This window comes from Paraburkholderia sp., assembly GCF_028283785.1.
Taxonomy (GTDB): domain Bacteria; phylum Pseudomonadota; class Gammaproteobacteria; order Burkholderiales; family Burkholderiaceae; genus Paraburkholderia.
Window position 1 is genome coordinate 108,872 of sequence record NZ_JAPWKB010000021.1, and the last position, 23,664, is coordinate 132,535.

Sequence of the window (23,664 nt, forward strand, 5' to 3'; positions counted from 1 at the left end):
CGATGAGCGGGCAGTCGGCGCGACGCGCGGGGATTATCGGCGGCGGCAGTATCGGCATCGCGTTTGCGGTGGTGTTTGCCAAGGCGGGCTGGCGGGTGCGGCTGTTCGATCCGGCTGCCGCACGACGTGACGTGGCGCATGCGGAGATCGTGCAACGGCTCGACGAGTTGACCCGTTTCGGCCTGCTCGACGAAGCCGCGTCCGAAGTTGCGGCGCGCGTGGAAATCGTCGCGTCGCTCGACGCCGCCGCTGCCGGCGCGGATCTGATTCAGGAGTGCGCGCCCGAGCGCGAAGACATCAAACGTGATCTGTTTATCCAGCTCGATCGTGCTGCGCCCGCGCACGCGATTCTCGCGAGTGCGTCGTCGTTTCTCGCGACGTCGAAGTTTGTCGACGACACGTTGCCGGGTCGCGCGCGATGTCTCGTCGCGCATCCGGGCAATCCGCCCTACCTGATTCCCGTAGTGGAAATCGTGCCCGCGCCATTCACCGACGAAGCCGCGATCGACCGCGCCGTGGCGTTGTTCCGCGATGCCGGACTCAAGCCGGTGCGCGTCGCGAAGGAAGTGGAAGGTTTCGTGTTCAACCGTCTGCAAGGCGCGGTGTTGCGCGAGGCCTATTGTCTGGTGCGCGATGGCGTGGCGTCGGTGGACGATATCGACACCGTGATGCGCGAAGGACTCGGCTTGCGCTGGTCGGTGATCGGTCCGTTCGAAACCGTCGATCTGAATACGCGCGGCGGGATCGCATCGCACGCGCAAAAGATGGGACCGTCGTACGCGCGCATGGGCGCGGAACGCGGTCAGGACGATCCGTGGACACCGCAACTCGTGGCCGGCGTCGAAGCCGCGCGACGCGAAAGCTTGCCGCTCGACGAGTGGGATCGACGCGTCGCATGGCGCGACCGCGCATTGATGAATCTGGCCCGGTATCGCAAGGAGCAGGCGCAAAACGATTCCTGAATTCGCCCGCCGCCGCGCGGGCCCGTGCATGACCCGATAACTATATTCGACCTGAAAGAAGAGACAGTCACATGCAGAAAATCACCGCATTTTTCACCGAACTGATGCGCCGGTATTTGCCGGACCCGTTCGTGTTCGCTATCGGCCTGACCTTGCTGACGATGGTGCTGGCCGTGCTGGTTCAAGGGCAGGCGGTGACCGCGCTGGCCGCGAGCTGGGGCAAGGGCTTCTGGGCGCTGCTGGCGTTTACGACGCAAATGGCGGTGATTCTGGCCATGGGTTACGTGCTGGCGACCGCACCGTTGACCGAGCGTTTCCTCGATCGCGTCGTCGCGAAGGTGCACGATCCGCGCATGGCCGTGATCGTCGCGACGCTGGTGGGCGGAATCGGCAGTTATCTGAACTGGGGCTTCGGTCTGGTGATCGGCGGGATCGTGGCGCGCAAGCTCGCGATGAGCATCAAGGGCGTGCACTATCCTTTGATCATCGCGTCGGCGTATAGCGGTTTTACGCTTTACGGGCTGGGTTTGTCGGCGAGTATTCCGGTGCTGATCTCGACCAAGGGTCATCCGCTCGAAGCGCAAATGGGCGTAATTCCGCTGTCGGAAACGATCTTCTCGCCGACCATGCTGATCACGAGTCTGGTCGTGATCGTCACGCTGCCGCTGCTCAACGCATGGCTGCATCCGAAGCCGGGTCAACCGGTCACGGAAATCGATCTCGCCCTCCAGGCGGAATCGAAAGCGGCCGCGCCGGTCGTGGACGTCGAAGACGGCAACACGTTTGCCAGCCGTCTGAACAACAGCCGCCTGCTGAGCTACCTGATTGGTGCGATCGCCGTGGCCTACGTGGTGCTGTATTTCCGCGGCGGCGGTTCGATGGACCTGAACCTGATCAACTTCATCATCCTGTTCCTCGGCATCATCCTGCTGGGTACACCGATCCGTTACGTCGAAAAGCTGAATGAAGGCATTCGCACGATTGGCGGGATCATTCTGCAATATCCGTTCTACGCCGGGATCATGGCGGTGATGGCGTCGTCGGGGCTGGTCAATACCTTGTCGGCTTACTTCGTGAAGATCGCGACGCCTGCAACGCTGCCGTTCTGGGGGCTCATCAGCTCGTTCGTCATCAACTTCTTCGCGCCTTCGGGCGGCGGTCACTGGGTGATTCAGGGGCCGTTCATGATCGAAGCGGCGAAGACGATCGGCGCGTCGGTCGGCCATACGGCCACCGCGGTGATGCTCGGCAATGCATGGAACGACCTGGTTCAACCGTTCTGGATCCTGCCCGCGCTCGCGCTGTCGAAGCTCAAGCTGAAGGACATCATGGGTTACACCGTGATCATGATGGTCTGGATCGGTATCGTGTATACGGTTGCGATTCTGGCCTGGGGCTAACGCCGCCGGGTTACTTACTGACGCCGGGACGCTGCCGAACAGGCGCGTCCCGGCGATGTTTTTTCTCATTGGAGAGTGAAGATGCTGTTTCTCGTTCACATGCTGGTTCAGATTCCCGTCGATGCCGACAAGGCTTTTACCGATCGCCTGAAGGCCGAAGAAAAGGCGTTCTCGCAAAAGCTGCAGACCGAAGGCAAGTGGCGGCATTTGTGGCGCGTGGCGGGACAGTATGCGAACTACAGCGTGTTCGACGTCGAATCGAACGACGAACTGCACAACCTGCTCAGCGCGCTGCCGTTGTTTCCGTATATGGCCATCGACGTGACGCCGCTCGCGCAGCATCCGTCGGCGATTGCACAAAACTGACCGGAGCCGCGCATGCCGTACATCATCGAAACCTTCGACAAACCGGGTCATGCCGAAGTCCGCACGCGCGAACGCGGCGTACACCTGGCGTTTCTCGCGGACCATAGCGACCTGCTGCTGGCCTGCGGCGCAAAACTGAACGACGACGGCACCAACGCGGGCGGCGGTTTCTATGTCGTCGATCTGGACAGCCGCGAGGCGGCCGAACGTTTTATCGAACAGGATCCGTTTTCGAAGGCCGGTCTGTTCGAGCGCGTGACGATCACGCGCTGGCGCAAGGCCTATGTCGCGGGCACCTGCTATCTGTAGGCGTTGTAGACGCTGTAGCGGCATACGCAAACGCGGGGACCGGCGTAAACTGCACGCTCTGCATTGAAGGAGCGTGTTCGTCATGAAAGCCGTCCAAGTCGGTTCACCCGTAACGCTGGATACCCTGAAGCTCGTCGATCTGCCCGATCCGGGTCAGCCCAACGCGGGCGAGATCCGGGTTCGCATTCACGCGAACTCGCTGAATTTCCACGACTACGCGGTCGTCAAGGGCATGATTCCCACGGCGCAAAACCGCATTCCGATGGCCGACGGCGCGGGCGTCGTCGAAGCGGTCGGTGCGGGCGTCACGGCATTCAAGACCGGCGACCACGTCGTGTCGTGCTTCTTCCCGTTCTGGGAAAACGGCCCGCCGCCGATCGCCGATTTCTCGACCACACCCGGCGACGGCGTAGACGGTTACGCACGCGAAGCGGTGGTGCTCCCCGCGCACTGGTTCACGCGCGCGCCGAACGGCTATAGCCATGCCGAAGCCGCGACGCTGACCACGGCGGGTTTGACCGCCTGGCGCGCACTCGTGGTGGACGGTCAGTTGAAAGCCGGTGAAACCGTGCTGTTGCTCGGCACCGGCGGCGTGTCCATTTTCGCGTTGCAGATGGCAAAGGCGATGGGCGCGTCGGTGATCGCCACGTCGTCGTCGGATGCGAAACTCGCGAAGCTGCGCGCGCTCGGCGCGGACCATACGATCAACTACAAAACCAATCCGGAGTGGGGCGGCGCGGTGCTCGAACTGACGGGCGGACGCGGCGTCGATCACGTCGTCGAAGTGGGCGGTCCCGGCACGTTGCCGCAATCGATCACCGCATGCAAGATCGGTGGACATATCGCGCTGATCGGCGTGTTGACCGGCCGCGGCGGTCAGGTGCCGACGGCGGCGTTGATGGCGAAACATCAGCGGCTGCAAGGGCTGATCGTCGGAAGCCGGCACGAACAGCTGGAGATGATTCGTGCGCTCGAAACCACCGGCATCAAACCGGTTATCGACAGCACCTTCGAACTGGCGAATCTCGCCGACGCATTCCGGCACGAAGAAGCCGGCGCGCACTTCGGCAAGATCTGCGTGTCGATCTGAACGTGAGCGAGTAGCGCCTGACGCCTGGCGCTTTAGCCTGATGCCCTGGCCGGACACGGATCGAATCGTGTTCCGTCAGGGCATTTTTATTGCCGCTCAAAAGCGGTCGATCATTCCAAGTTGCACGCCGCGAACCGGCGCGCCTGGATAAGCGGGCGTGAGTCCCGTCACGTTGACGCCGCGCAGCGTGAATTCGGCGTCGCCATGATTGCGCAGCATTGCGGCGCTCGCATACAGCATCAGTTTCGGCGACACGTCGTACTCGCATGCGGCGCTGAACTGATCGGCGTTGTTGTCGGCTCCCGACCGGTCGCGCATATACGTGTAGCCCAGCGACGCCCGGAAGCGCGTCGAAATCGCGTAGCGCGCCGAGACGGACATGCCGTCGTCGTGATAACGCGGTGAGCCGCCATCGCCATTGAAGTACGACACGAACGCCGTGGTCTTGCCGATCCGGTACGACACACCGCCCAGATTCGCGCGCAGTCCCGTGTCGCCGTGCGTCTGCTGATGCGCATACGACACGCGGAACGGACCATTGCGATATGCGAACGTCTCGTAGTTGCCGGACAGCCCGTTGCCATCGCCGCTATCGCGCATGGCGACCATCAAGGTCGTCGTAAAACCATGAAAGTTCGGCGACAGATACGTCAGGCCGTTGTCGGTGTACGGCGTGATCTTCGACAGGTTGTTCAGCCCGGACGCGATCGTGCCCGCGCCGAACGCGTCGAGTTGTCCCTTGAACGGGATGTAGATCGGCGAATACTGGCGACCCATCCGCAACTCGCCCCACGGCGCACCGACACCGATCCACGCCTGCCGGTTGAACAGCGTGCCCGCAGTTGCCAGCGTGCCGTCGGCGGAGCTGAAACCGTTCTCGATGTCGAACAGGATCTTCGTATCCGCGCTGATCTGTTCCGAGCCGCGCAGGCCGACGCGCGAGCCGCGATACGCGCCGGAATCCATCCGTGGCGTCCACGACGAACCGGGATTGGTCACTTCGATACTGGTGTCGATCACGCCGTATAGCGCGACCGAACTTTGCGCGTGCGCGTATTGCGCACCCGTGCCGAGCGTCAGCAACACCGCCGCCGCGCAGACGGGTCGCTTGCGCGCGCGGTTGGGCGTACGACAGGAAAAAGAGGGAATCAGACGCATGACTTCGTTGCCTCGCGGGCGAACCATAAAAGCGGCCGCGCCGCACAAGATTGCGCGGCGCGGCCGGGGCATCGCGCGCGACGTTTGCACGTACGCGCGATGTGAAACGATCAGTTGTCGGCGCATCCGACGATCGATTGTCGCATGCGCTGTTTCGGGCGAGCCACGCTTTCGCGCGCTCGCCCGATGGTGTTACAAGGCTTACTTCTTGTCAGGCAGCGCGTAGGCGATCAGGTAGTCGCCCAGCTTCGTGCCGAACGAGCCGTGACCACCGGCTGCGATCACCACGAACTGCTTGCCGTTCGCTTCGTACGTCATCGGTGTGGCCTGGCCGCCTGCGGGCAGGCGCGCTTCCCACAACTGGTCGCCGGTGTTCGTGTTGAACGCGCGGATATAGTTGTCGGCGGTGGCGCCGATAAAGAACACGTGACCGGCCGTGGTCATCGGGCCGCCGAGCATCGGCATACCCATCTTGAACGGCAACGGCAGCGGCGAGCTGTCACGCACCGTACCGATGCGCTTCTTCCAGACAATCGCGTTGGTCTTCAGATCGACCGCCGAGATGTAGCCCCATGCCGGTTGCTTGCACGGCAAGCCGAGCGGCGACAGGAACGGATTCAGCTCGACACCGAACGGCAGACCATATTGCGGCTGGATACCTGATTCAGTGCCGCTGCCGCCCTTGTCGTTGGCACCCGGTTCGATCGGGTTGCCCGGACCGCGCGGGATCAGCTTCGACACGAACGGCAGTGCGATCGGGTTGGCAATCGCAACCTGACGATCGGTATCGACCGCGAGGCCGCCCCATTCGAACATACCCAGGTTGCCCGGGAATACCAGCGTGCCCTTTTCCGACGGCGGCGTGAACGTGCCGTCGTAGTCGAGGCGCTGGAAGATCACGCGGCAGACCAGCTGGTCGAACATCGTTGCGCCCCACATATCCGCGCCCGTGAGCTTCTTGCTCGGACGGAACGTCAGATCGGAGTACGGCTGCGTCGGCGACACGTGATCGCCCTGCGCGGCACCTTGCGGAACCGGCTTTTCAGGCGCCGGCACGATCGGCTTGCCGGTGCGACGGTCGAGCACGAAGATGTTGCCGGTCTTGGCCGGCGCGTACACGGCCGGCACGACATTGCCCGACTGGTCGGTGATGTCGGCGAGCGTCGGCTGCGCGGGCAGGTCCATGTCCCACAGATCGTGGTGGACGGTCTGGTAGAACCACGCCAGCTTGCCGGTGGTCGCGTTCAGCGCGAGCAGGCCGCTTGCGAAGCGCTCCTGTTCGGGCGTGCGGTTGCCGCCCCAGATGTCCGGCGTGGTCACGCCCATCGGCAGATAGACCAGGTCGAGCTTCGCGTCGTAGACCGACGGCGCCCACGAGTTCGGCGAGTTGAACGAGTAGTGCTGACCTTCGCCGAGCACGGCGCTCGGATCTTTCGCGCCCGGATCGAATGCCCACAGCAGCTTGCCGGTGTTGACATCGAAACCGCGAATCACGCCGGACGGCTCGCGTGTCGAGTAGTTATCCTCGACCGCGCCCGCAACCACGATCACCTTGTCGGTGACGACGGGCGGCGACGTCGGTTCATATTGACCGGCGGTCGTGACCGGCTGGCCCGCTTGCAGATCGAGATCGCCATGATTGCCGAAGTCCGGGCACAACTGGCCGGTCTTCGCATCGAGCGCGTACAGATGGCCGTTGTTGACCGGCAGGATCACGCGACGTGCGCAGATCGCCGGCGTCGTGGCCGTCGCAGCCGACGTCTGGCCGTTGTCGCCGGTGCTGGCAGGCGTCGCCGCAGCGGCGCTGTCGGACGCGCTGCTTGCCGCATCGCTCGCGGCAACCGGCGCCGCGCTCGTTGCAGCGGCTGCAACGGTCGAGTCGTGATACGACACGCCGCGACACGTCACGTGCTGGAAGCTCGGATCGGTCTTCAGCTTCGGATCGAAACGCCACACTTCCTTACCGGTCGCTGCGTCGAGCGCGAACAGGATCTGGTGCGGCGAGCACAGATACAGCATGTCGCCGACCTTGATCGGCGTGACTTCGTCGGTGATTTCGCCTGGATCGGTCGAACGCTTCATGTCGCCGGTGCGGAACGTCCACGCCACTTGCAGATCTTTCACGTTGTCCGCGGTGATCTGCTTGAGCGGCGAGTAACGCGTGCCGTGTTGCGTGCGGCCATAAGCAGGCCAGTCGGCGTCGGACGGCGAAGCGGCCGCGCCGGACGCGGCCGTAGCGGCGTCGGCGGTGCTCAGCGTGCCGTTGATCTCTTGCGGGTCGTTGAAGACCGCATACGCAAGCACGATGACGCTGATGACCAGCGACGCGCCGAGAAGGGTCGCCGCGGATTTGGCCGGTGCGATAAAGCTGCGATAGACGAACGGCAGCAACAGCCACACGCCGAAAATCACCAGCACGTCGAGACGCGGTGCGAGCGCCCAGAAGTCGGTACCGACTTCCCACAACGACCATACGATGGTGCAAAGCAGCAGCAACGCATAGAGCCCGAGCGCGAGCGGCTTGCGGCGCTGGATGAGCACGGCCACCGCAAGCATGAAAATACCGGCGACGACGTAATACAGCGACCCGCCGGTCGCCGTCAGCCAGACGCCGCCGACCAGCAGATACAAGCCGGATAACGCAGCGAACAGGACACTCAGGAGACGGGCTACGTCTAATGATGCACGCTTCTGCATGATGTAGACCTCTTGAAATTCTATAAGGTTGAGACTGCCGGGGCGTCACAGATAACGCGTGAAACCTGCCGCATCTGTATGCCCCAGTGAAAAAAGCGATCTGCGATACGTTGCACGACCGCTGCATTAGCACTGCTCGTTCCTGCCCCGTCGCACAGTGTGCAACGGATGGGCCAAACGGGTACTAGAACGTGTGCATCATCCCGATGTACGCACCCGTCTGCGATTCGCCGGCCATCGGACTGGTGGACGAATCGGAGTCGCGGGCATTCGCGAATACCGAGAACGTGCCGCGCGAACTGTTGCGCAGATACGCGACCGTGCCGTACAGGAACGTGCGCTTACTCAGGTTATAGGTCGTGCTGAGCGCATAGAGCATCGCGTGGCTGGACGGATCGTGCGACGCATCGCCGGCGCCGTCGCCGACCTTGATGTAAAAGCCGGCGGCAGTGACTGCCCAGCGCTGATCGGCCTGATACGTTGCGCCGAGCCAGTAGTGATCGGCGCTGTCGGCGACGCCTGCGGGGCTGTCCGGTGCCGAATAATGCGTGTAAGCCGCCTGGAACTTGAACTTCTGCACGCGCACGTTCGCGCCGACGAAAAACTCGCGCGACGACGTGAAGATATTGCTGAACCGGCCGTTCGAGTCGCGCAGTTCATCGTAGATGCCGCGTACGTCGACTACAGGAGAATGGTAGGTCAGCATGACGCCGTCGGAGCGGCCAAAATCATCCGATGCGCCACGGTTGAAACCGTTCGTCTGGTTGCCGAATGCGTACTGACCTTGCACGTCGAAACCGCCGATCACCGGGCTGTGATATTCGACGTTGTTGCTCGATTGCTGCCAGTTGCGGCCGCGCACCAGCGACGCCGACGACACCGCCTGCTGCACCATCGGGTCGAATTCCCACACGCCGTCGCTGTCGATGAACAGGTTGCGGCCGGCTTGCACCTGACCCCAGGTCTCGTCCTTCAAACCCACGAACGCGCGCCGCGAGAACATCTTGCCGCCGCCGCTCGTGCCGTCCATCACCTGCAACGCGGTTTCGAGGTTGAACAAGGTGGACAGGCCGCCGCCGAGATCTTCGGTGCCGCGCAAACCCAACATGCTGGTGCCCCAATCACCGCCTTCCGCGCTCCAGCGGCTCGCATTGCCGCCGGTCGCGTTGGCGACGTGATTCAGGTATTCGATGCCGCCATCGAGGCGGCCGTAAAGCGTGACACTCGTTTGCGCATACGCGGCCGGTGCGGCCGCGAGCAGCAAACTGATCGTTCCAAGGCGTAATTTCATGAACCTGCTTTCCGCAGTGAATGACGTTTTAATGAGCGAGGCGTTGGATCGCCGCAGACCACGTTGCTGCCGCGCGAGGCGTCGAAGCCAGCGCAGTCAAGACAACGCGGCAGAGTCGCCATAGGCTGCTTTCGCGAACGGCATTATAGTTGGAACCGGTTCCAAACAGCGTCCGAATGTCGCAATGGACTGCATCCTACGCTGTAACGATCGCGCTGAAAGTCGGCAATCCTTTTAATGGTTCTGTGTGGATTTGCCGGATTTTCAGCGCGAAAGACGGGCGATTGCCCGAATTTAAGTATGGCGTGCTAGTGAGTCTTCGCGATGCGCGCCGCGACGGCCTTGCCGACTTCGGCCGTGTTGGCGTTGCCGCCGAGGTCGCCGGTGTGCGGACCTTCTTTCAGCACGCTTTCGATGGCCGACAGGATCGCGTCGTGTGCTTCACGCTCGACGCCTTTGCCGTGGCCGAGGAAGTCGAGCATCATCGCCGCCGACCAGATCATCGCGACCGGATTGGCGATGTGCTTGCCGGCGATGTCAGGCGCCGAGCCGTGAACTGGTTCGAACAGCGACGGGAAATTGCGCTCGGGATTCAGGTTGCCCGACGGCGCAATGCCGATCGTGCCGGTGCAGGCCGGGCCGAGATCCGACAGGATGTCGCCGAACAGGTTGGAGGCGACGACCACGTCGAAGCGGTCCGGGTTCAGCACGAAGCGCGCGCACAGAATGTCGATGTGCTGCTTGTCCCACGTGATCTCCGGATAGCGCGCGGCCATTTCGGCGGCGCGCGCGTCCCACCACGGCATGCTGATCGAGATGCCGTTGCTTTTGGTCGCGACGGTGATTTTCTTCTCGCGACGCTGCGCGAGTTCGAACGCGAACTTCAGCACGCGCTCGGTGCCGTGACGCGTGAAAATGGCCTGCTGCATCACCACTTCGCGCTCGGTGCCTTCGAACATCGTGCCGCCCACCGACGAATATTCGCCTTCGGTGTTTTCGCGGACGATCATGAAATCGATATCGCCTGCCTTGCGTCCTGCGAGCGGTGACGGCACGCCTTCGAACAGACGCGCGGGGCGCAGATTGATGTACTGGTCGAACTCGCGGCGGAACTTCAGCAGCGAGCCCCACAGCGAGATATGGTCCGGCACGCGATCGGGCCAGCCGACCGCGCCGAACAGGATCGCATCGCAATCCTGCAGTTGCGCTTTCCAGTCGTCGGGCATCATCTGACCGTGCTGCTCGTAGTAGTCGCAGCTCGCCCATTCGATGTGGCGGAAATCGAACTGGATGCCGAAGCGCTGACTGATAGCTTCGAGTGCGCGCAAACCTTCGGGCATCACTTCGACGCCGATGCCGTCGCCGGGAATCACGGCGATCCGGTAAGTGCTGGTCATGAAATCTCCTTGATGGTTGCAGATCGCATCTTATCGCGTGCCTGATTGGATTGATTGCATCGGTGCACGCTTTCGGGGTGACGATGCACCATCGCTTGGCGTCGGCGTGCGATCGCTGTGCGTATCGGACGTTCTGGCGCGTTGCGAACGTAGTCGAGTGTCGCGCACGACGCTCGTCAGTCCGGAAATTCCCGAACGCGTCGCCGTCTTTCCATTTTATTGATTGCGTAGTGATCGCATGATCGCGTCGTCTGATTGGCATACCTGTTGCGATAAAGCACTCGCATCGTCAGCAGAGATTCCGCGTCGCGACCCGTTTAGTCAATCAGGAAAGATCATGTCAAAGCCACTCAGTGAAATCGAGCCACGCCCTTCGAATGCGAGCCACTTCAGCGTGCTGATTGTCGGCGGCGGACAGGCGGGTCTGTCCGTCAGCTACTTTCTTCAGCAAGCGAATATCGATCATCTGGTCGTCGAAAAAGAGACCGTGACGCATACGTGGCGCAACCAGCGATGGGACGCGTTTTGTCTCGTGACACCGAACTGGCAATGCGCGTTGCCGGGGTATCCGTATCGCGGCGACGATCCGCACGGCTTTATGAAGAAGGACGAAATCATCGCGTATCTGGACGGCTTTATTGCCAGCGTCAACGCGCCGGTGATCGAGCATGCTTCGGTGGAACGGGTCACGCGCCGGATCGACGGCGTGTACACCGTCAAAACCACGCAAGGCGAATTTACCGCCGATCAGATCGTGGTCGCGTCGGGCGGCTATCACACGCCGATCGTGCCGCGGATGGCCGAGCGCCTGCCTGCGCGCATCGTGCAGCTTCAGTCGTCCGAATACCGCAATGCGGCCGCGTTGCCCGCAGGCGCGGTGCTCGTGGTCGGCTCGGGGCAATCGGGCGCACAGATCGCGGAAGACCTGCATCTGGCGGGCAAGAAAGTGTTTCTCGCGGTGGGGCAGGCGCCGCGTTGCGCACGCTTCTATCGCGGCCGTGACGTCGTGGATTGGCTCGCCGATATGCGCTACTACGATATGTCCGTCGACGAACATCCGTTGCGCGAAGGCGTACGTGACAACACCAATCACTACGTCACCGGTCGCGACGGCGGACGGGATATCGACTTGCGCCGCTTTGCGCAGGAAGGCATGGAACTGTTCGGCTCGCTCAGCGATTTGCGCGACGGCGCGCTCGTGTTCGCGCCGAATCTATCCGCGAATCTCGACGATGCCGACGACACCTACAACCGCATCAACAGCAGCATCGACAGCTATATCGAACGGCAAGGGATCGATGCGCCGACCGGTGAAGCGTATGCGCCGGTATGGCAGCCGCAAGGCGAACGCACGTCGCTCGATCTCGACGCGAGCGGCATTACGTCGATCGTGTGGTGCATCGGTTTCCGGCCTGACTTCGGCTGGCTCGACGCGCCGGTTTTCAACGGACGCGGACAGCCCGTGCATCAGCGCGGCGTCACTGGCGTGCGCGGCGTGTACTTCGTCGGCTTGCCGTGGTTGCATACGTGGGGCTCGGGTCGCTTCTCGGGCATCGCACGCGATGCGCAATACATCGTCGATGCGATCTGCGCGGCGCGCGACGTCGGCGCCGAAGCGCTGGCGGCCTAGCCGATGCAGCAATCCACGGGGCATTATCGTGCGGGCATGCCGCATCTGAGTTTGACGGGACTGTCGGAAAACTGGCTGCTGAAAGAATGCGGTCACCGTCACTGGGAAGCGCTCGCCGCCGATACGGCGCGTCGCGTGCCGGACTTTATCGCGGATGACGGACGGCGCTCGTATGCCGCATTCACCGCGCTGAGTTTGCGCGGAGCGGCGCTGGACGGTATCGACGAAAACGACACGTTCGATATCGACACCACGTTGTGCCGGGTGGGGCCGGTGCGTCATTTCAGTACGCATCGTATTGCCGGTTCGCAGCACACGGTCGCGACGCTGAGCATGATGTCCACCTTCGTCAATCGTGTCGAGGCGGGCAACAACCGGTCGGTGGTGCGCGCGGCGTTCAAGGCGCTCGCGGGCGATATCGTGCCGCTGCCGGCGGATGCCGTGACGATGAGCGAAGCGGGCAAGCGTATCCGCAATGGCGACCTGCGCGACATCGTGGATATGGCGGACATCGCGCGCGACGCATCCGGCAACGGTCCGGCCGTCACGTTCACCCCTTGTCCGAACAACGATTTCAACGGCGCGGATTTTCTGTACTTCGCGAGCTTTGCCGCGTATGTCGATCGTGCGGAATGGCAGGTTCACCGCTTTCTCAATCCGCCGCTTACCGCGCGCCGCGACATGTTTTTTCACGGCAATATCAACGTCGGCGACTCGCTCGATGTGCGCTTCTCCGCGCACGCGGTGAATGACGAGGCACTGGTTCATTGGTGCGAAATATCACGCGCGAGCGACGGCCGGAAAATTGCCGACGTCGTGACGAAAAAGCGCTGGAGACGCGAATGAACGGCAAACAAAAGTCGCGAACGATACCGCTCAAACCTCTCTATACCCGGGACGATCTTGGCGGCATCGCGCATCTCGACAGCATGCCCGGCGAAGCGCCGTTCGTGCGTGGTCCATATGCGTCGATGTACACGGAAAAGCCGTGGACGATCCGGCAATACACGGGCTACGCCGATGCAACGGATTCCAATCTCGCGTTTCGCACGGCACTGGACAACGGCGCGCAGGGCTTGTCGGTTGCGTTCGATTTGCCGACGCAGCGCGGCTACGATTCCACCGACGAAGCGGCCCATGCCGACGTCGGCATGGCGGGCGTCGCAATCGACACGGCCGACGATATGGCGCGGCTGTTCGACGGCATTCCGCTCGACCGCGTGTCGGTTTCGATGACGATGAACGGCGCGGTGTTGCCGGTGCTCGCGGCGTTTATCGTGGCGGCGCAGGAAAGCGGCGTCGCGGCGGACACACTCAGCGGCACCATCCAGAACGACATTCTGAAAGAGTACGTGGTCCGCAATACGTGGATCTACGCGCCGGAACCGTCGATGCGTATCGTCGCGGATGTCGCCGGTTATCTGGCCGAACAGATGCCGCGTTTCAATGCGTTGTCGGTGTCCGGCTATCACTTTCAGGAAGCGGGCGCCGATCCGGTGCTCGAACTTGCGCTGAGCGTTGCGAATGCGCGCGCGTATGTGACGACGCTCTGCGAGCGCGGTCGAACGGTCGATCAGGTGTGCGCGCAAATCAGTTTCTTCTTTGGCGTCGGCACGGATTTCTTCGTCGAAATCGCGAAACTGCGGGCGGCGCGCATCGTGTGGGCGCGTATCGCCGGTGAACTGGGCGCGGTCACGGCCAAAGCCGTCGCGTTGAGAATGCACTGCCAGACGTCGGGATGGTCGCTGGGCGCGAAGACGCCGCACAACAATATCGTGCGCACCGCGATCGAGGCGTTGGCGGCGGTGTTCGGCGGCACGCAATCCTTGCATACCAACGCATACGACGAGGCGCTTGCATTGCCGGACGCATCGTCCGCGCGACTCGCGCGCGACACGCAACTGATCCTCCAGCACGAAATGGGCGTCTGCGATGTCGTCGATCCGTGGGCGGGGTCGTACATGATGGAATCGTTGACCGCCGATATCGTCGCGCGCACGGAAGCGCTGATCGCGGAGATCGACGCGCAAGGCGGCGTATTGGCCGTCGTCGAATCCGGTTGGGCACAACGGCGCATCCGCGAGTGCGCGGCGACGACCCAGGCGCAGATCGATTCGGGAAAGCGCAAGATCGTCGGCGAGAACTGCTTTGAAGATCAGACTTCCGATGCGCCGTCGACGTGTCGCGAAGTGGACAACGCGCACGTTCGCGCGCTTCAGGCGGGTCGTCTCGACGATGTGCGTCGCCGCCGAAACGGCACCGCCGTGGTCGCGAGTCTCGAACGGCTGACGGCGTGCGCGCGAAGCGGCGAAGGCAATCTTCTCGCGGCGACGATCGACTGCATCCGTTTGCGTGCGACGGTCGGCGAATGCACGCAGGCGCTGGAAGTCGTATGGCCACGGTATGTGCCGCCTTCGACGCGCGGCGCGGGCCAATACGGCGACGCGCGACATGGCGACCGTGCATGGCGCGATGCGTGCGACGCGCTCGAACTGCTCGCACGTGAACTCGGTCGCCGGCCGCGCATTCACATCGCGAAGCTCGGACTGGATGGCCACGATCGCGGCGCGAAAGTCGTCGCGACTGCATTGGCCGATGCCGGTTTCGACGTCACCGAAGGGCAGCTGTTCGAGTCCGTCGCGACGACGGTGACGTCGGCGGTGGCACGGCAAGCGGACGTGATCGGCATATCGACGCTGGCGGGCGGGCATCTATCGCTGGTGCCGCAGTTGCTTGCCGAACTGGACGCGTGCGATGCGCGCATCGGCGTGATTGTCGGCGGCATCGTTCCGGCGTCGCATGTTCCGGTCTTGCTGGATCGCGGCGTGGCGCATGTGTTCGGTCCTGGCACACGGATCGAAACGGTGGTTCACGCGCTGACGGCGCTGATACGTGAGCAGCACCTGTTACGAAGTGTGGCCGTCGAAGCCGTGTGAATGCCTGTGGTATGTCCCGGCCGCTCACCACGGCACGACTCTTCCGAGGTAATCCAGGTAATGCAACCCTGAGCGTCCTTCGTAAGCGTCGATGGTGTTCAACAGGTTCGGGATGCTGTCGTCGATACTCAAACGCGCGCCGGGACCGCCCATGTCGGTGCGTACCCAACCCGGCGCCATCAGCAATAGCGTGCGGGGATCGTCGGCGTGACGGGCCGCAAAACTGCGCATGAACATGTTCAACGCGGCCTTGCTGCCGCGATAGACCTCGTAATTGCCATTGACGTTGTTCGTGACGCTGCCCTGTCCGGACGACATCACGCCAATCGTTCCGCTGGGTTTGACCAGGTCCTGAAACGCCTCGACAACTCGCATCGGGCTGAGGGAATTCGTCACCATCACGCGGATAAATTCGTCGGTCGATACGTCGGCGATGGTTTCGCGATCGTCGTTCTTGACGCCCGCATTGACGAACAGCAGGTCCAGCTTCCGGTCCGCCAGCCGCGTGCGTAACGCCGCGACCTGGTCGGGCAGCGTGATATCGACCGTCTCTATCTCCAGTGCGCCGTCCAGCTGGCGGAGCCTGTCCGTGGACGCCGCCCGTCCGGTGGCGATCACGCGCCAGCCGCGTTTGAGATATGCGTCGGTCATCGCCAGGCCGAGACCGCGAGATGCGCCGATCAGCAGGACGGTTTTTTGTGAAGTCGAGGTTTGCATGGGATCTGTTCCGATAAATGACGCAGCGAACGCAGCGTGGAAATAACGCGCGTGATGAGCGGGACGGTCCAGGCAATATAGCCACGCGTGGGACAGGGCGGAAGACGCCGCCGCTGCATTGATAACCTGCACCGGACGCCTCGTCCCGATTGGCGATGTTAGGATCGGGCATGTCCGAACCCGATCTGAATCTGCTGATTGCGCTGGATACGCTGCTTGCCGATGGAAGCGTGGCGGGCGCTGCGCGTCGACTGGGGCTGAGTGCGTCGGCGATGAGCCGAACGCTGACCCGGCTGCGTGCCGCGACCGGCGACCCGTTGCTGGTGCGCGCCGGACGCAATATGGTCCTGACGCCCTATGCCGAAGCTATCCGTGAGCGCACTCACACCGCGGTTCATGACGCGCGCGCCGTGCTTCGACCTTCCGGCACGGAGCCCGATTTCCCGACGTTGCGCCGAAGCTTCACGATTCGCGCGAACGACGGCTTTGTCGAAGCATTCGGCGCGTCGCTGATCGCGGCGGCAACCGAGGTGGCACCGCACGTCCGTTTGCGTTTCGCGCCGAAACTGGAGAAAACCGCCACGCATCTGCGAGACGGATCGGCGGATCTGGAAATTGGCGTGGCGTCGGAAATGGGCCCGGAGGTGCGCCTTCAGTTGCTGTTCCGGGACCGGTTCGTCGGGGTGGTCAGAAAGGGCCATCCGCTGGAACGCGACGGCGCTGTCACCGCTGAACGCTACGTTGCGTTCGGCCATGTCGTCGCGTCGCGACGGGAACGCGCGAGCGGGCCGGTCGATGAAGCGTTGGCGGCGTCAGGTCTCGAACGCACCATCGTCGCCGTGGTGCCGGGTTTTCCGGCCGCGCTCGCTATCGCGCGCGCGTCGGATCTGATCGCACTCGTGCCCGCATCGTTTCTGGGCCTTCATGCAACGCCGCAAGCCGACGACGCGTGCGTCACGACGTTCGCTTTCGAGCTCCCCGTGGCGACGGCGCAGATATCGGTCTCGCAGATGTGGCATCCGCGTCTGGAAGTGGACCCGGTGCATCGCTGGTTGCGGCAGCTGGTGCTGTCGGTGTGTCGTCGGCAGATGCCGCTTGGAACGTCCGTAGCAAGCTGACCGTCCAGAGCGAGGGCAATTAAAGCGTCCCGTCCGGCGCGCCATCCGCACCGCCTCCCATCCGTATTGCACCCATCTGCATTGCCGGGCACGTCGCCGGGATCACGTCTGTTGTCGCCAGATCCTGCGCCGTGCCGCTAACGCGTGTCGTCGTGTCTGCTGAAAAAAAGTTATCGGCCCAAAAAAATGTGAATAGGCAGATCTTTTTGATGCCCGAATACTCGATTCATCCCAGGCACGAAGCCGACACCGCGACACGGTGCGGCCGACTGCTTGCCCACGGCAATCGCTCTCGCTCGATACCCATGACCAACCTCACCTTGCCGTCCTCCGCCGACTCCGCTGTGAGCCCGGTTCGCCGCTCGACGCCTCAATGGCGCACGATCGCCGCATGTTCGATCGGCAACGCGCTCGAGATGTACGACTTCACCGTGTACAGCTTCTTCGCGATGCTGATCGGCAAGCTGTTCTTCCCGGCCGACAGCGCGTACAGCTCGCTGTTGCTGGCGGTCGGCACGTTCGGCATCGGGTTCGTGATGCGGCCGCTGGGCGCGCTGGTGATCGGCAGTTTCGCCGACCGGCGCGGCCGCAAGGCAGCAATGACCCTCACGATTTCGCTGATGGTCGCGGGCACGCTGTGCATTGCGTGCGCGCCGACCTATGCGACGGCGGGCGCGCTCGGCACGTTGGTGATCGTCGCGGGGCGGATTCTGCAGGGCTTTTCGCTCGGTGGCGAAATCGGCGCATCGACGTCGATGCTGATGGAAGCGGGCAGCTTCGGCAGCCGCGGTTTCCGGATCAGCTGGCAGGGCGCGAGCCAGGGCTGTTCGGCTTTGCTCGGCGCGCTGACGGGCGCGGTGCTGTACGCGAGCCTGTCGCCGCTCGCGCTGGAGTCGTGGGGCTGGCGCCTGCCGTTCCTGCTCGGTCTGCTGATCGCGCCGGTGGGGCTGTATATCCGCGCGCATCTCGACGAAACGCTCGACCACACCGTCGCCGAATCGCATCCGCTGGCGACGCTGTTCTCCGCACACGGCAGCAAGATCGTGCGCGGCGTGCTGTCGATCGTCGCGGGGACGGTCGGTATGTATCTGATCGTGTTCTTCATGCCGACCTATCTGGTGCGCGTCCTGCATCTGCCGACCTCGCTGTCGCTGATGGCCGGATGCGTATCGGGCGGCACGATGTTCGTGATGAGCCTCGTCTCCGGACGTCTCGCCGACCGCATCGTGGCACGCAAGCCGATTGCGCTCACGTCCGTCGCACTCACCGCGTTGCTGGTCTATCCGGCGTTCTGGCTGATCAACGCGTATCCCGGCGTTCCGCTCGCACTGGCGGTGACGGCGATCCTGACGGCGATCAGCAGTCTGGGCGGCGCGTCGCTGTTGCTGCTGCTGATGGAGATGTTCCCGGCCGGCGTGCGTGCAAGCGGCTTGTCGGTGATCTACAGCATCGGTGTCGCGCTGTTCGGCGGCTCCGCGCAATTCATCGCGACCTGGCTGCTCGGCAAGACCGGCAACCCGCTGTCGCTTGCGATCTACATGTTCGCGTGCGGCGTGGTCGCCTTCTGCGCGATCGCAAGTCTGCCCGAGCGCGGCAGACGCGCCTGATCGCGCGGCGGACGGCAACGACGCCGTTGCATCGGTCCGGCGCTGTGTCCTGATTTTTCCAACAACACGAAGTGAATCGACATCGCGTCGGCGCGATGGGCGAGAGGACGGTTCGCGCCGTTGTCCCGACGGTTCACGACACGACATACGCAAGCGGAGATCGGTAATGAAGACGTGGAAGTGGCATGCGCTATTCGTTGCACTATGCGTCGGCGCGCCTGGCGGCGCCTACGCGGACATCACGCAGATGCAGTCGATGTACGGTTACTGGGGCGGCGGACTGGGCCCGCAAACGCTGGGCGTCGCGCCGCAACGCAGCTTCGTGACGCTGTACGGCACGATCGACACCGGCCTCAACTATACGAAGGCCGGTCCCGACACGATCGAGCGCGTGCAGTCGGGCGGCGCATTGACATCGAAGTTCGGCTTCTACGGGCAGGAATATATCGGCGATCAGTGGACGGTGCTGTTCCGCCTCGAAAACGGCTTTCTGTCCAATCGCGGCGCGGCGCAGGATTCGACCTCGCTGTTCAATCGCGCGTCGTATGTTGGGATGCAAAACCCGCACTACGGCGAACTGCTCGCGGGACGTCAGTACACGTCGGCCGGTGCGGCCGCGCTGGGCGCCGATCCGTTTCTCGGTGTCGCGCATGAATCCGTCTACACGTATTTTCTCGGCACATCGGATCTCGGTGTCGGCGCGAGCAGCGACGCGCTTGGCCGCCTGCCGAACACGTTGCGCTATATCTCGCCGCGCTTCGGGCCGTTCGGCATCGATGTGAGCTATTCGTTCAAGGGCGACCAGACCGTCGGGCCCGCCGTCCACCAGCGTTCGGCGATGGTGTCTTACGCGGACGGCCGCACCAGCGTGACGCTCGCGTTCGGCCAGAGCTGGTGCGATCCGTCGATGAGCGGCAGTTGCGCCAGCAGCACCAGCACCGTCGCGCCGACGCAGCGCACCGACACGTATCTCTCCAGCGTGATGGTCGATGTGGGCCCGTTCGTCGCGCAGGGTGCGTATATCCGCTACGTGCCAAAGATGGCAGGCAACGCGATTGCCAGTCTCTACCTGATCGGGATGCAGAAGTGGCTCGGCGTCGATCTGTTGCGCGCGACGGCGGCGTTTCGCGATACCAGCATCTCGGGCAACTACGCGTACGGCTCGACGCTCGGCATCGATCACTTCCTGTCGAAGCGCACATCGCTGTACGGCCGCGTCGGCTTGATGCGCAACGGCCCGCATTCGAGCGTCACCTACAACTACGACAGCGGATCGCCCGCGCCCGCAGCCGGACGGACCGTGACGAGCGTCACGCTCGGCGTCAACCATCAATTCTGATGCGCGTGCGTCGCGCATCCTTTTTTGCCACCCTGACTGAGGAGCATATTGTGTCGATCGACATGGTTCAAGACTTCATCGAAAGCAGCAAGGACAAGTACATACAGCTGTCCGACGATATCTGGCAATACGCCGAACTGGGTTACACCGAACAGAAATCCGCGGCCGCGCATATTGCGTTTCTGAAGTCGGCGGGCTTTACCGTACGCGAAGGCGTCGCCGGCATTCCGACGGCGTTCGTCGCGGAAGCGGGCTCGGGCGGCCCGGTGATCGGCATACTCGGCGAGTTCGATGCGTTGTCCGGGCTGACCCAGGAAAGCCTCGCGATCAGTTGCTGCCCGTCGAGCGAGATCGTCAACGGTAACGGTCACGGCTGCGGTCACCATCTGCTCGGCACGAGCGCGCATCTGGCGGCCGTCGCCGTCAAGAATGCGCTGGAGCGCAACGGCCTCGAAGGTACGGTGCGCTTTTACGGCTGTCCGGCCGAAGAGGGTGGCTGGGGCAAGACCTTCATGACGCGCGAAGGCCTGTTCGACGACGTATCGGCCGCGATCACGTGGCACCCCGGCGTCGCCAACACGATCATGAACATCGAGAGTCTCGCGGTCAAACAGGCGTATTTCCGCTTCAAGGGCGTCGCCGCGCATGCGGGCGCGTCGCCGCATCTCGGCCGCAGTGCGCTCGACGCACTCGAACTGATGAACATCGGCACGAACTTTCTGCGCGAGCACATGATTCCGGACGCCCGCGTGCACTACGCGATCACCGACGCGGGCGGCGTCGCGCCGAACGTCGTGCAGCCGAATGCAGCGGCCTTGTACATGATCCGCGCGCCGCGCAATCGCGATGCACAGGAACTGTACGAACGCGTCTGCAACATCGCGCGAGGCGCGGCGATGATGACCGATTGCGAACTGGAGATCGAGGTTCATTCGGCGTGCTCGAACCTGATCCGCAATACGACGCTGAACGAACTGATGCATGCAAAACTGAAGGAATTCGGCGCGCCGAAGTACGACAGTGCCGAGCTGGAATTCGCGGAGTCGATCCATCGCACGACGCGTCCGGACGAGATCGAGATGTCGGGGCGGATGCTGGCCGCGGCGTGGCGTCAACCGAAGGCGCTGTTCGACGGCATCGACGCGCTCGACAACGACCGGCCGTCGAAGATGGGCGGCTCGACGGACGTCGCCGACGTCAGTTGGGTCACGCCGACGGTGCAGTGCATGACCGCGTGCTTTGCATTCGGCACGTCGCCGCATTCGTGGCAGTGGGTCGCGCAGGGCAAGAGCGCCATCGCGCACAAGGGCATGGTGCTCGCGGCGAAGACGATGGCGGCCACCGCGCTGGAGTTGTACACGAATCCGCTGCTGCTCGCGGCGGCGCGCACGGAGCTGGCGGAGCGCCTCGCGGAAGAGCCGTATGTGTGTCCGATTCCGGAGGGCGTGAAGCCACCGCTGCCGAAGTCGGCGGCCTGACGGTCGCACGCGCCCGGATCGATTTTTGTCCCGCTAAGCTATGTTCCTGACCGACACGATCTGGGAGCCCTGTGAAGCTGAGACAACTCGAAGCGCTGCGGGCGGTTGCCGAAGCCGGCAGCCTTCATGAAGCGGGCCGCCGTCTGTTCCTGACGCAGCCCGCGATCAGCCGGTCCATCAGGGAACTGGAGGTCGAGCTGGGCATGCAGTTGCTGACCCGGTCGGCGAACGGCGCGACGTTGACGCCGTTCGCGCATCACATGCTCAAACGGGTGCTGGTCGTGCAGCGTGAAGTCGGGCGCATCGTCGAAGACGCGCAGACCGCGCGCGGCGAACTGGGCGGCCAGCTGACGCTCGCCGTCACGCCGCCTGCGTCGACGCGGGCGCTTGCCGACTCGCTGATCGAGCTGACCGTCGCGCGGCCGGCGGTGAAGTTGCAGGTGATCGAGTGGCGTGGCGAGAACATCGCGGACGGACTGCGCAACGGCACGATCGACGTTGCGATTTTCACGCAATACGGCGAGCCGAAGAATGCCGCGTTCGAGTGGCAGCGTTTGTACGAACTCGATGTGCAACTGACGATTGCCGCGTCGTATCAGGGCAGTGACCGGCTGTCGGTCGAGCAGATTCATACGTTGCCGTGGCTGTTGCTCGATTCGCCGGACGACGAGTCGAGCTTTGTCGCGACGCTGTTCGGCGAGTACGGACTGCCGCTGCCCGCACGAACGATGCGGTGTTCCGCGATGAATCTCTACCTCGATCTGGCGATGCAGATGGAAGCGGTGTCGGTGTTTACATCGCTGGCGATGCCGCTGTTGTCGCAACGTGCGGCGGCGGGCGAGATCAGGTTGCTGAGTCTGGTCGAGCCGCCGCCGCGGGTCGGGATGTACCTCGCTTATGCGAGTGAGGCGTTGTTGACGGCGACGGCGAGGGATTTTATCGGGCGGTTGCGGGGGAAGCTCGAGGATGGGGTGGAAGGGCGGTTGCCTGCGGGGATGCGGTATAGCGATACGGGGAAGGGGGGACGGTAGGGGAGTATTGGGGAAGAAATCAAAGACCGGGCGAGAGATTCTGGCGAGCAGCGTCAGCAGCCTGCAACGCGGCACGGTGAGCGGCGACGCGCCGTGTACAACAAACGTCGAGCAATGCCTGGCTGCGACGCTTGGACGTCACGCCCGATGCATTGCTACGGGCGAAAGCAGCGGTGCTGGACTCACCAACGCTACCAGATGAGACTTGAAGGGGGGCCGTCGCTGCGATGTGATCTTTTCAACTACATGATTGGATCTACGATCAAGCACAACGCGATCCCCCATCGCCCATCCAGGAATCCCCTCAACTCCCATGAATATCAATATCAAAGTACTTCTTTTCAATCCGCTTATACGTACCGTCTTTCAGCATCGAATCAATAGCCTGATCGACCTTCTCGCGTAACGCCGGATTATCCTTGCGAAAGCCAATGCCGGCCCCTTTGCCAAGCGTCTGCGGATCGCTAACCGCTTGACCGGCGAAGCCGTACCCACTTCCCTGCGGTGTCTTCAGAAAACCGTTGATACCCGCAAGCGCATCGGTAAACGTTGCATCGATCCGGCCTGAGCGCAGATCCGGATAGACCTGTTCCTGATTCGCGTACGACACCACGTTAATCCCCGCCGTCGCCCAATTCGCCTTCGCATACGCTTCCTGCGTCGAACCTTGAGCGACGCCAACGGCCTTGCCCCGCAACGACTGAACGGTCGGCAGCAAACCTGAACCATCTTTAGCGATCAACCGGCTCGGCGTGTTGAACAGCGGTTGCGAGAACGCGACCTGCTCTTCGCGCTTCGGCGTAATAGACATCGCCGACAAAATCGCGTCGAATTTCCTGCCTTGCAACGCGGGAATAATGCCGTCGAAACCCGTCTCGACCCACACGCAATGCATCTTCACGCGCTTGCAGATTTCGTCGCCCAGATCGATCTCAAAGCCGACGAGTTGCCCGGAAGGCGACTTCGACTCGAACGGCGCGTAAGTCGGATCGACGCCAAAACGTAACTCCGTCTGATCTTTCGCCTGCGTGGTCTGGGCGGCCAGTGCAGCCATTGCCAGCACGGCACCCAACATGATGCGTTTCATATGCGCTCCCGTTCGTGTGTTACGCCACGACGTTGTCGCCGGTGCGTGGGG

At 63.0% G+C, this 23,664-nt stretch carries 19 protein-coding genes; 13 read left to right on the forward strand and 6 right to left on the reverse strand.

From position 1 onward, the window contains the following. Window positions 1-2 precede the first annotated feature (2 nt). The 5 genes from PW947_RS30910 to PW947_RS30930 all read left to right on the forward strand — a co-directional run bounded on the left by PW947_RS30910 (window position 3) and on the right by PW947_RS30930 (window position 4,127). The gene (locus PW947_RS30910) at window positions 3-962 is read left to right on the forward strand and encodes a 3-hydroxyacyl-CoA dehydrogenase (protein WP_299636659.1); all 960 of its coding nucleotides are present in this window, start codon (window positions 3-5) and stop codon (window positions 960-962) included. 71 nt (window positions 963-1,033) lie between these two features. Beyond that, window positions 1,034-2,362 (forward strand): TIGR00366 family protein, encoded by a 1,329-nt coding sequence (locus PW947_RS30915; RefSeq protein WP_299636661.1) that lies wholly within the window; start codon window positions 1,034-1,036, stop codon window positions 2,360-2,362. A gap of 81 nt (window positions 2,363-2,443) precedes the next feature. After that, window positions 2,444-2,728 carry a muconolactone Delta-isomerase gene (gene catC, locus PW947_RS30920; protein WP_299636662.1) on the forward strand — a complete coding sequence of 95 codons (285 nt, stop codon included), beginning with the start codon at window positions 2,444-2,446 and terminating at the stop codon, window positions 2,726-2,728. Window positions 2,729-2,740: 12 nt separating this feature from the next. Next, complete coding sequence (locus tag PW947_RS30925; RefSeq protein ID WP_299636664.1) at window positions 2,741-3,037, forward strand: YciI family protein; 297 nt, start codon at window positions 2,741-2,743, stop codon at window positions 3,035-3,037. An 82-nt stretch (window positions 3,038-3,119) separates the two neighbouring features. Beyond that, window positions 3,120-4,127, forward strand: a complete 1,008-nt coding sequence (locus PW947_RS30930; RefSeq protein ID WP_299636666.1) for an NAD(P)-dependent alcohol dehydrogenase — start codon at window positions 3,120-3,122, stop codon at window positions 4,125-4,127. A gap of 96 nt (window positions 4,128-4,223) precedes the next feature. On the opposite strand, the gene PW947_RS30935 is transcribed toward PW947_RS30930, so the two are convergent. The 4 genes from PW947_RS30935 to PW947_RS30950 all read right to left on the reverse strand — a co-directional run bounded on the left by PW947_RS30935 (window position 4,224) and on the right by PW947_RS30950 (window position 10,670). Then, window positions 4,224-5,285, reverse strand: coding sequence for a porin (locus tag PW947_RS30935; RefSeq protein WP_299636668.1), 1,062 nt, complete (start codon window positions 5,283-5,285; stop codon window positions 4,224-4,226). A gap of 201 nt (window positions 5,286-5,486) precedes the next feature. After that, complete coding sequence (locus PW947_RS30940; protein ID WP_299636669.1) at window positions 5,487-7,982, reverse strand: glucose/quinate/shikimate family membrane-bound PQQ-dependent dehydrogenase; 2,496 nt, start codon at window positions 7,980-7,982, stop codon at window positions 5,487-5,489. A gap of 184 nt (window positions 7,983-8,166) precedes the next feature. Further along, the gene (locus PW947_RS30945; RefSeq protein ID WP_299636671.1) at window positions 8,167-9,273 is read right to left on the reverse strand and encodes a porin; all 1,107 of its coding nucleotides are present in this window, start codon (window positions 9,271-9,273) and stop codon (window positions 8,167-8,169) included. Window positions 9,274-9,581: 308 nt separating this feature from the next. Then, window positions 9,582-10,670, reverse strand: a complete 1,089-nt coding sequence (locus PW947_RS30950) for a tartrate dehydrogenase (protein WP_299636672.1) — start codon at window positions 10,668-10,670, stop codon at window positions 9,582-9,584. A 337-nt stretch (window positions 10,671-11,007) separates the two neighbouring features. Here PW947_RS30950 and PW947_RS30955 point away from each other — a divergent pair, with 337 nt between their 5' ends. Genes PW947_RS30955 through scpA form a run of 3 tightly spaced genes read left to right on the forward strand, consistent with a single transcriptional unit; the run spans window position 11,008 to window position 15,236 of the window. Then, window positions 11,008-12,300, forward strand: a complete 1,293-nt coding sequence (locus tag PW947_RS30955) for an MSMEG_0569 family flavin-dependent oxidoreductase (protein WP_299636674.1) — start codon at window positions 11,008-11,010, stop codon at window positions 12,298-12,300. A 3-nt stretch (window positions 12,301-12,303) separates the two neighbouring features. After that, window positions 12,304-13,146, forward strand: a complete 843-nt coding sequence (locus PW947_RS30960) for a Pnap_2097 family protein (RefSeq protein WP_299636676.1) — start codon at window positions 12,304-12,306, stop codon at window positions 13,144-13,146. After that, entirely contained in the window at window positions 13,143-15,236 is a 2,094-nt protein-coding gene (gene scpA, locus PW947_RS30965) for a methylmalonyl-CoA mutase (protein ID WP_299636678.1), read from the forward strand. Before PW947_RS30960 ends, scpA begins: the two co-directional genes overlap by 4 nt. 24 nt (window positions 15,237-15,260) lie before the next feature. Here scpA and PW947_RS30970 read toward each other — a convergent pair whose 3' ends face one another. Beyond that, window positions 15,261-15,953, reverse strand: coding sequence for an SDR family NAD(P)-dependent oxidoreductase (locus PW947_RS30970; RefSeq protein ID WP_299636679.1), 693 nt, complete (start codon window positions 15,951-15,953; stop codon window positions 15,261-15,263). Between the two features lie 170 nt (window positions 15,954-16,123). Here PW947_RS30970 and PW947_RS30975 point away from each other — a divergent pair, with 170 nt between their 5' ends. The 5 genes from PW947_RS30975 (at window position 16,124) to PW947_RS30995 (ending at window position 22,526) form a co-directional block, all read left to right on the forward strand. Beyond that, the gene (locus PW947_RS30975) at window positions 16,124-17,071 is read left to right on the forward strand and encodes a LysR family transcriptional regulator (RefSeq protein ID WP_299636681.1); all 948 of its coding nucleotides are present in this window, start codon (window positions 16,124-16,126) and stop codon (window positions 17,069-17,071) included. Window positions 17,072-17,376: 305 nt separating this feature from the next. After that, window positions 17,377-18,678: an MFS transporter gene (locus tag PW947_RS30980; protein ID WP_299636682.1), complete on the forward strand. Its 1,302-nt coding sequence runs from the start codon at window positions 17,377-17,379 to the stop codon at window positions 18,676-18,678. A 166-nt stretch (window positions 18,679-18,844) separates the two neighbouring features. Continuing rightward, the gene (locus tag PW947_RS30985) at window positions 18,845-20,017 is read left to right on the forward strand and encodes a porin (RefSeq protein WP_299636683.1); all 1,173 of its coding nucleotides are present in this window, start codon (window positions 18,845-18,847) and stop codon (window positions 20,015-20,017) included. A 47-nt stretch (window positions 20,018-20,064) separates the two neighbouring features. Then, the gene (locus tag PW947_RS30990; RefSeq protein WP_299636747.1) at window positions 20,065-21,495 is read left to right on the forward strand and encodes a M20 family metallopeptidase; all 1,431 of its coding nucleotides are present in this window, start codon (window positions 20,065-20,067) and stop codon (window positions 21,493-21,495) included. A gap of 71 nt (window positions 21,496-21,566) precedes the next feature. Beyond that, on the forward strand, window positions 21,567-22,526 hold the full coding sequence (locus PW947_RS30995; protein ID WP_299636685.1) for a LysR family transcriptional regulator: 960 nt from the start codon (window positions 21,567-21,569) through the stop codon (window positions 22,524-22,526). Window positions 22,527-22,830: 304 nt separating this feature from the next. On the opposite strand, the gene PW947_RS31000 is transcribed toward PW947_RS30995, so the two are convergent. Then, window positions 22,831-23,613, reverse strand: a complete 783-nt coding sequence (locus PW947_RS31000) for an ABC transporter substrate-binding protein (RefSeq protein WP_299636687.1) — start codon at window positions 23,611-23,613, stop codon at window positions 22,831-22,833. Window positions 23,614-23,664 lie beyond the last annotated feature (51 nt).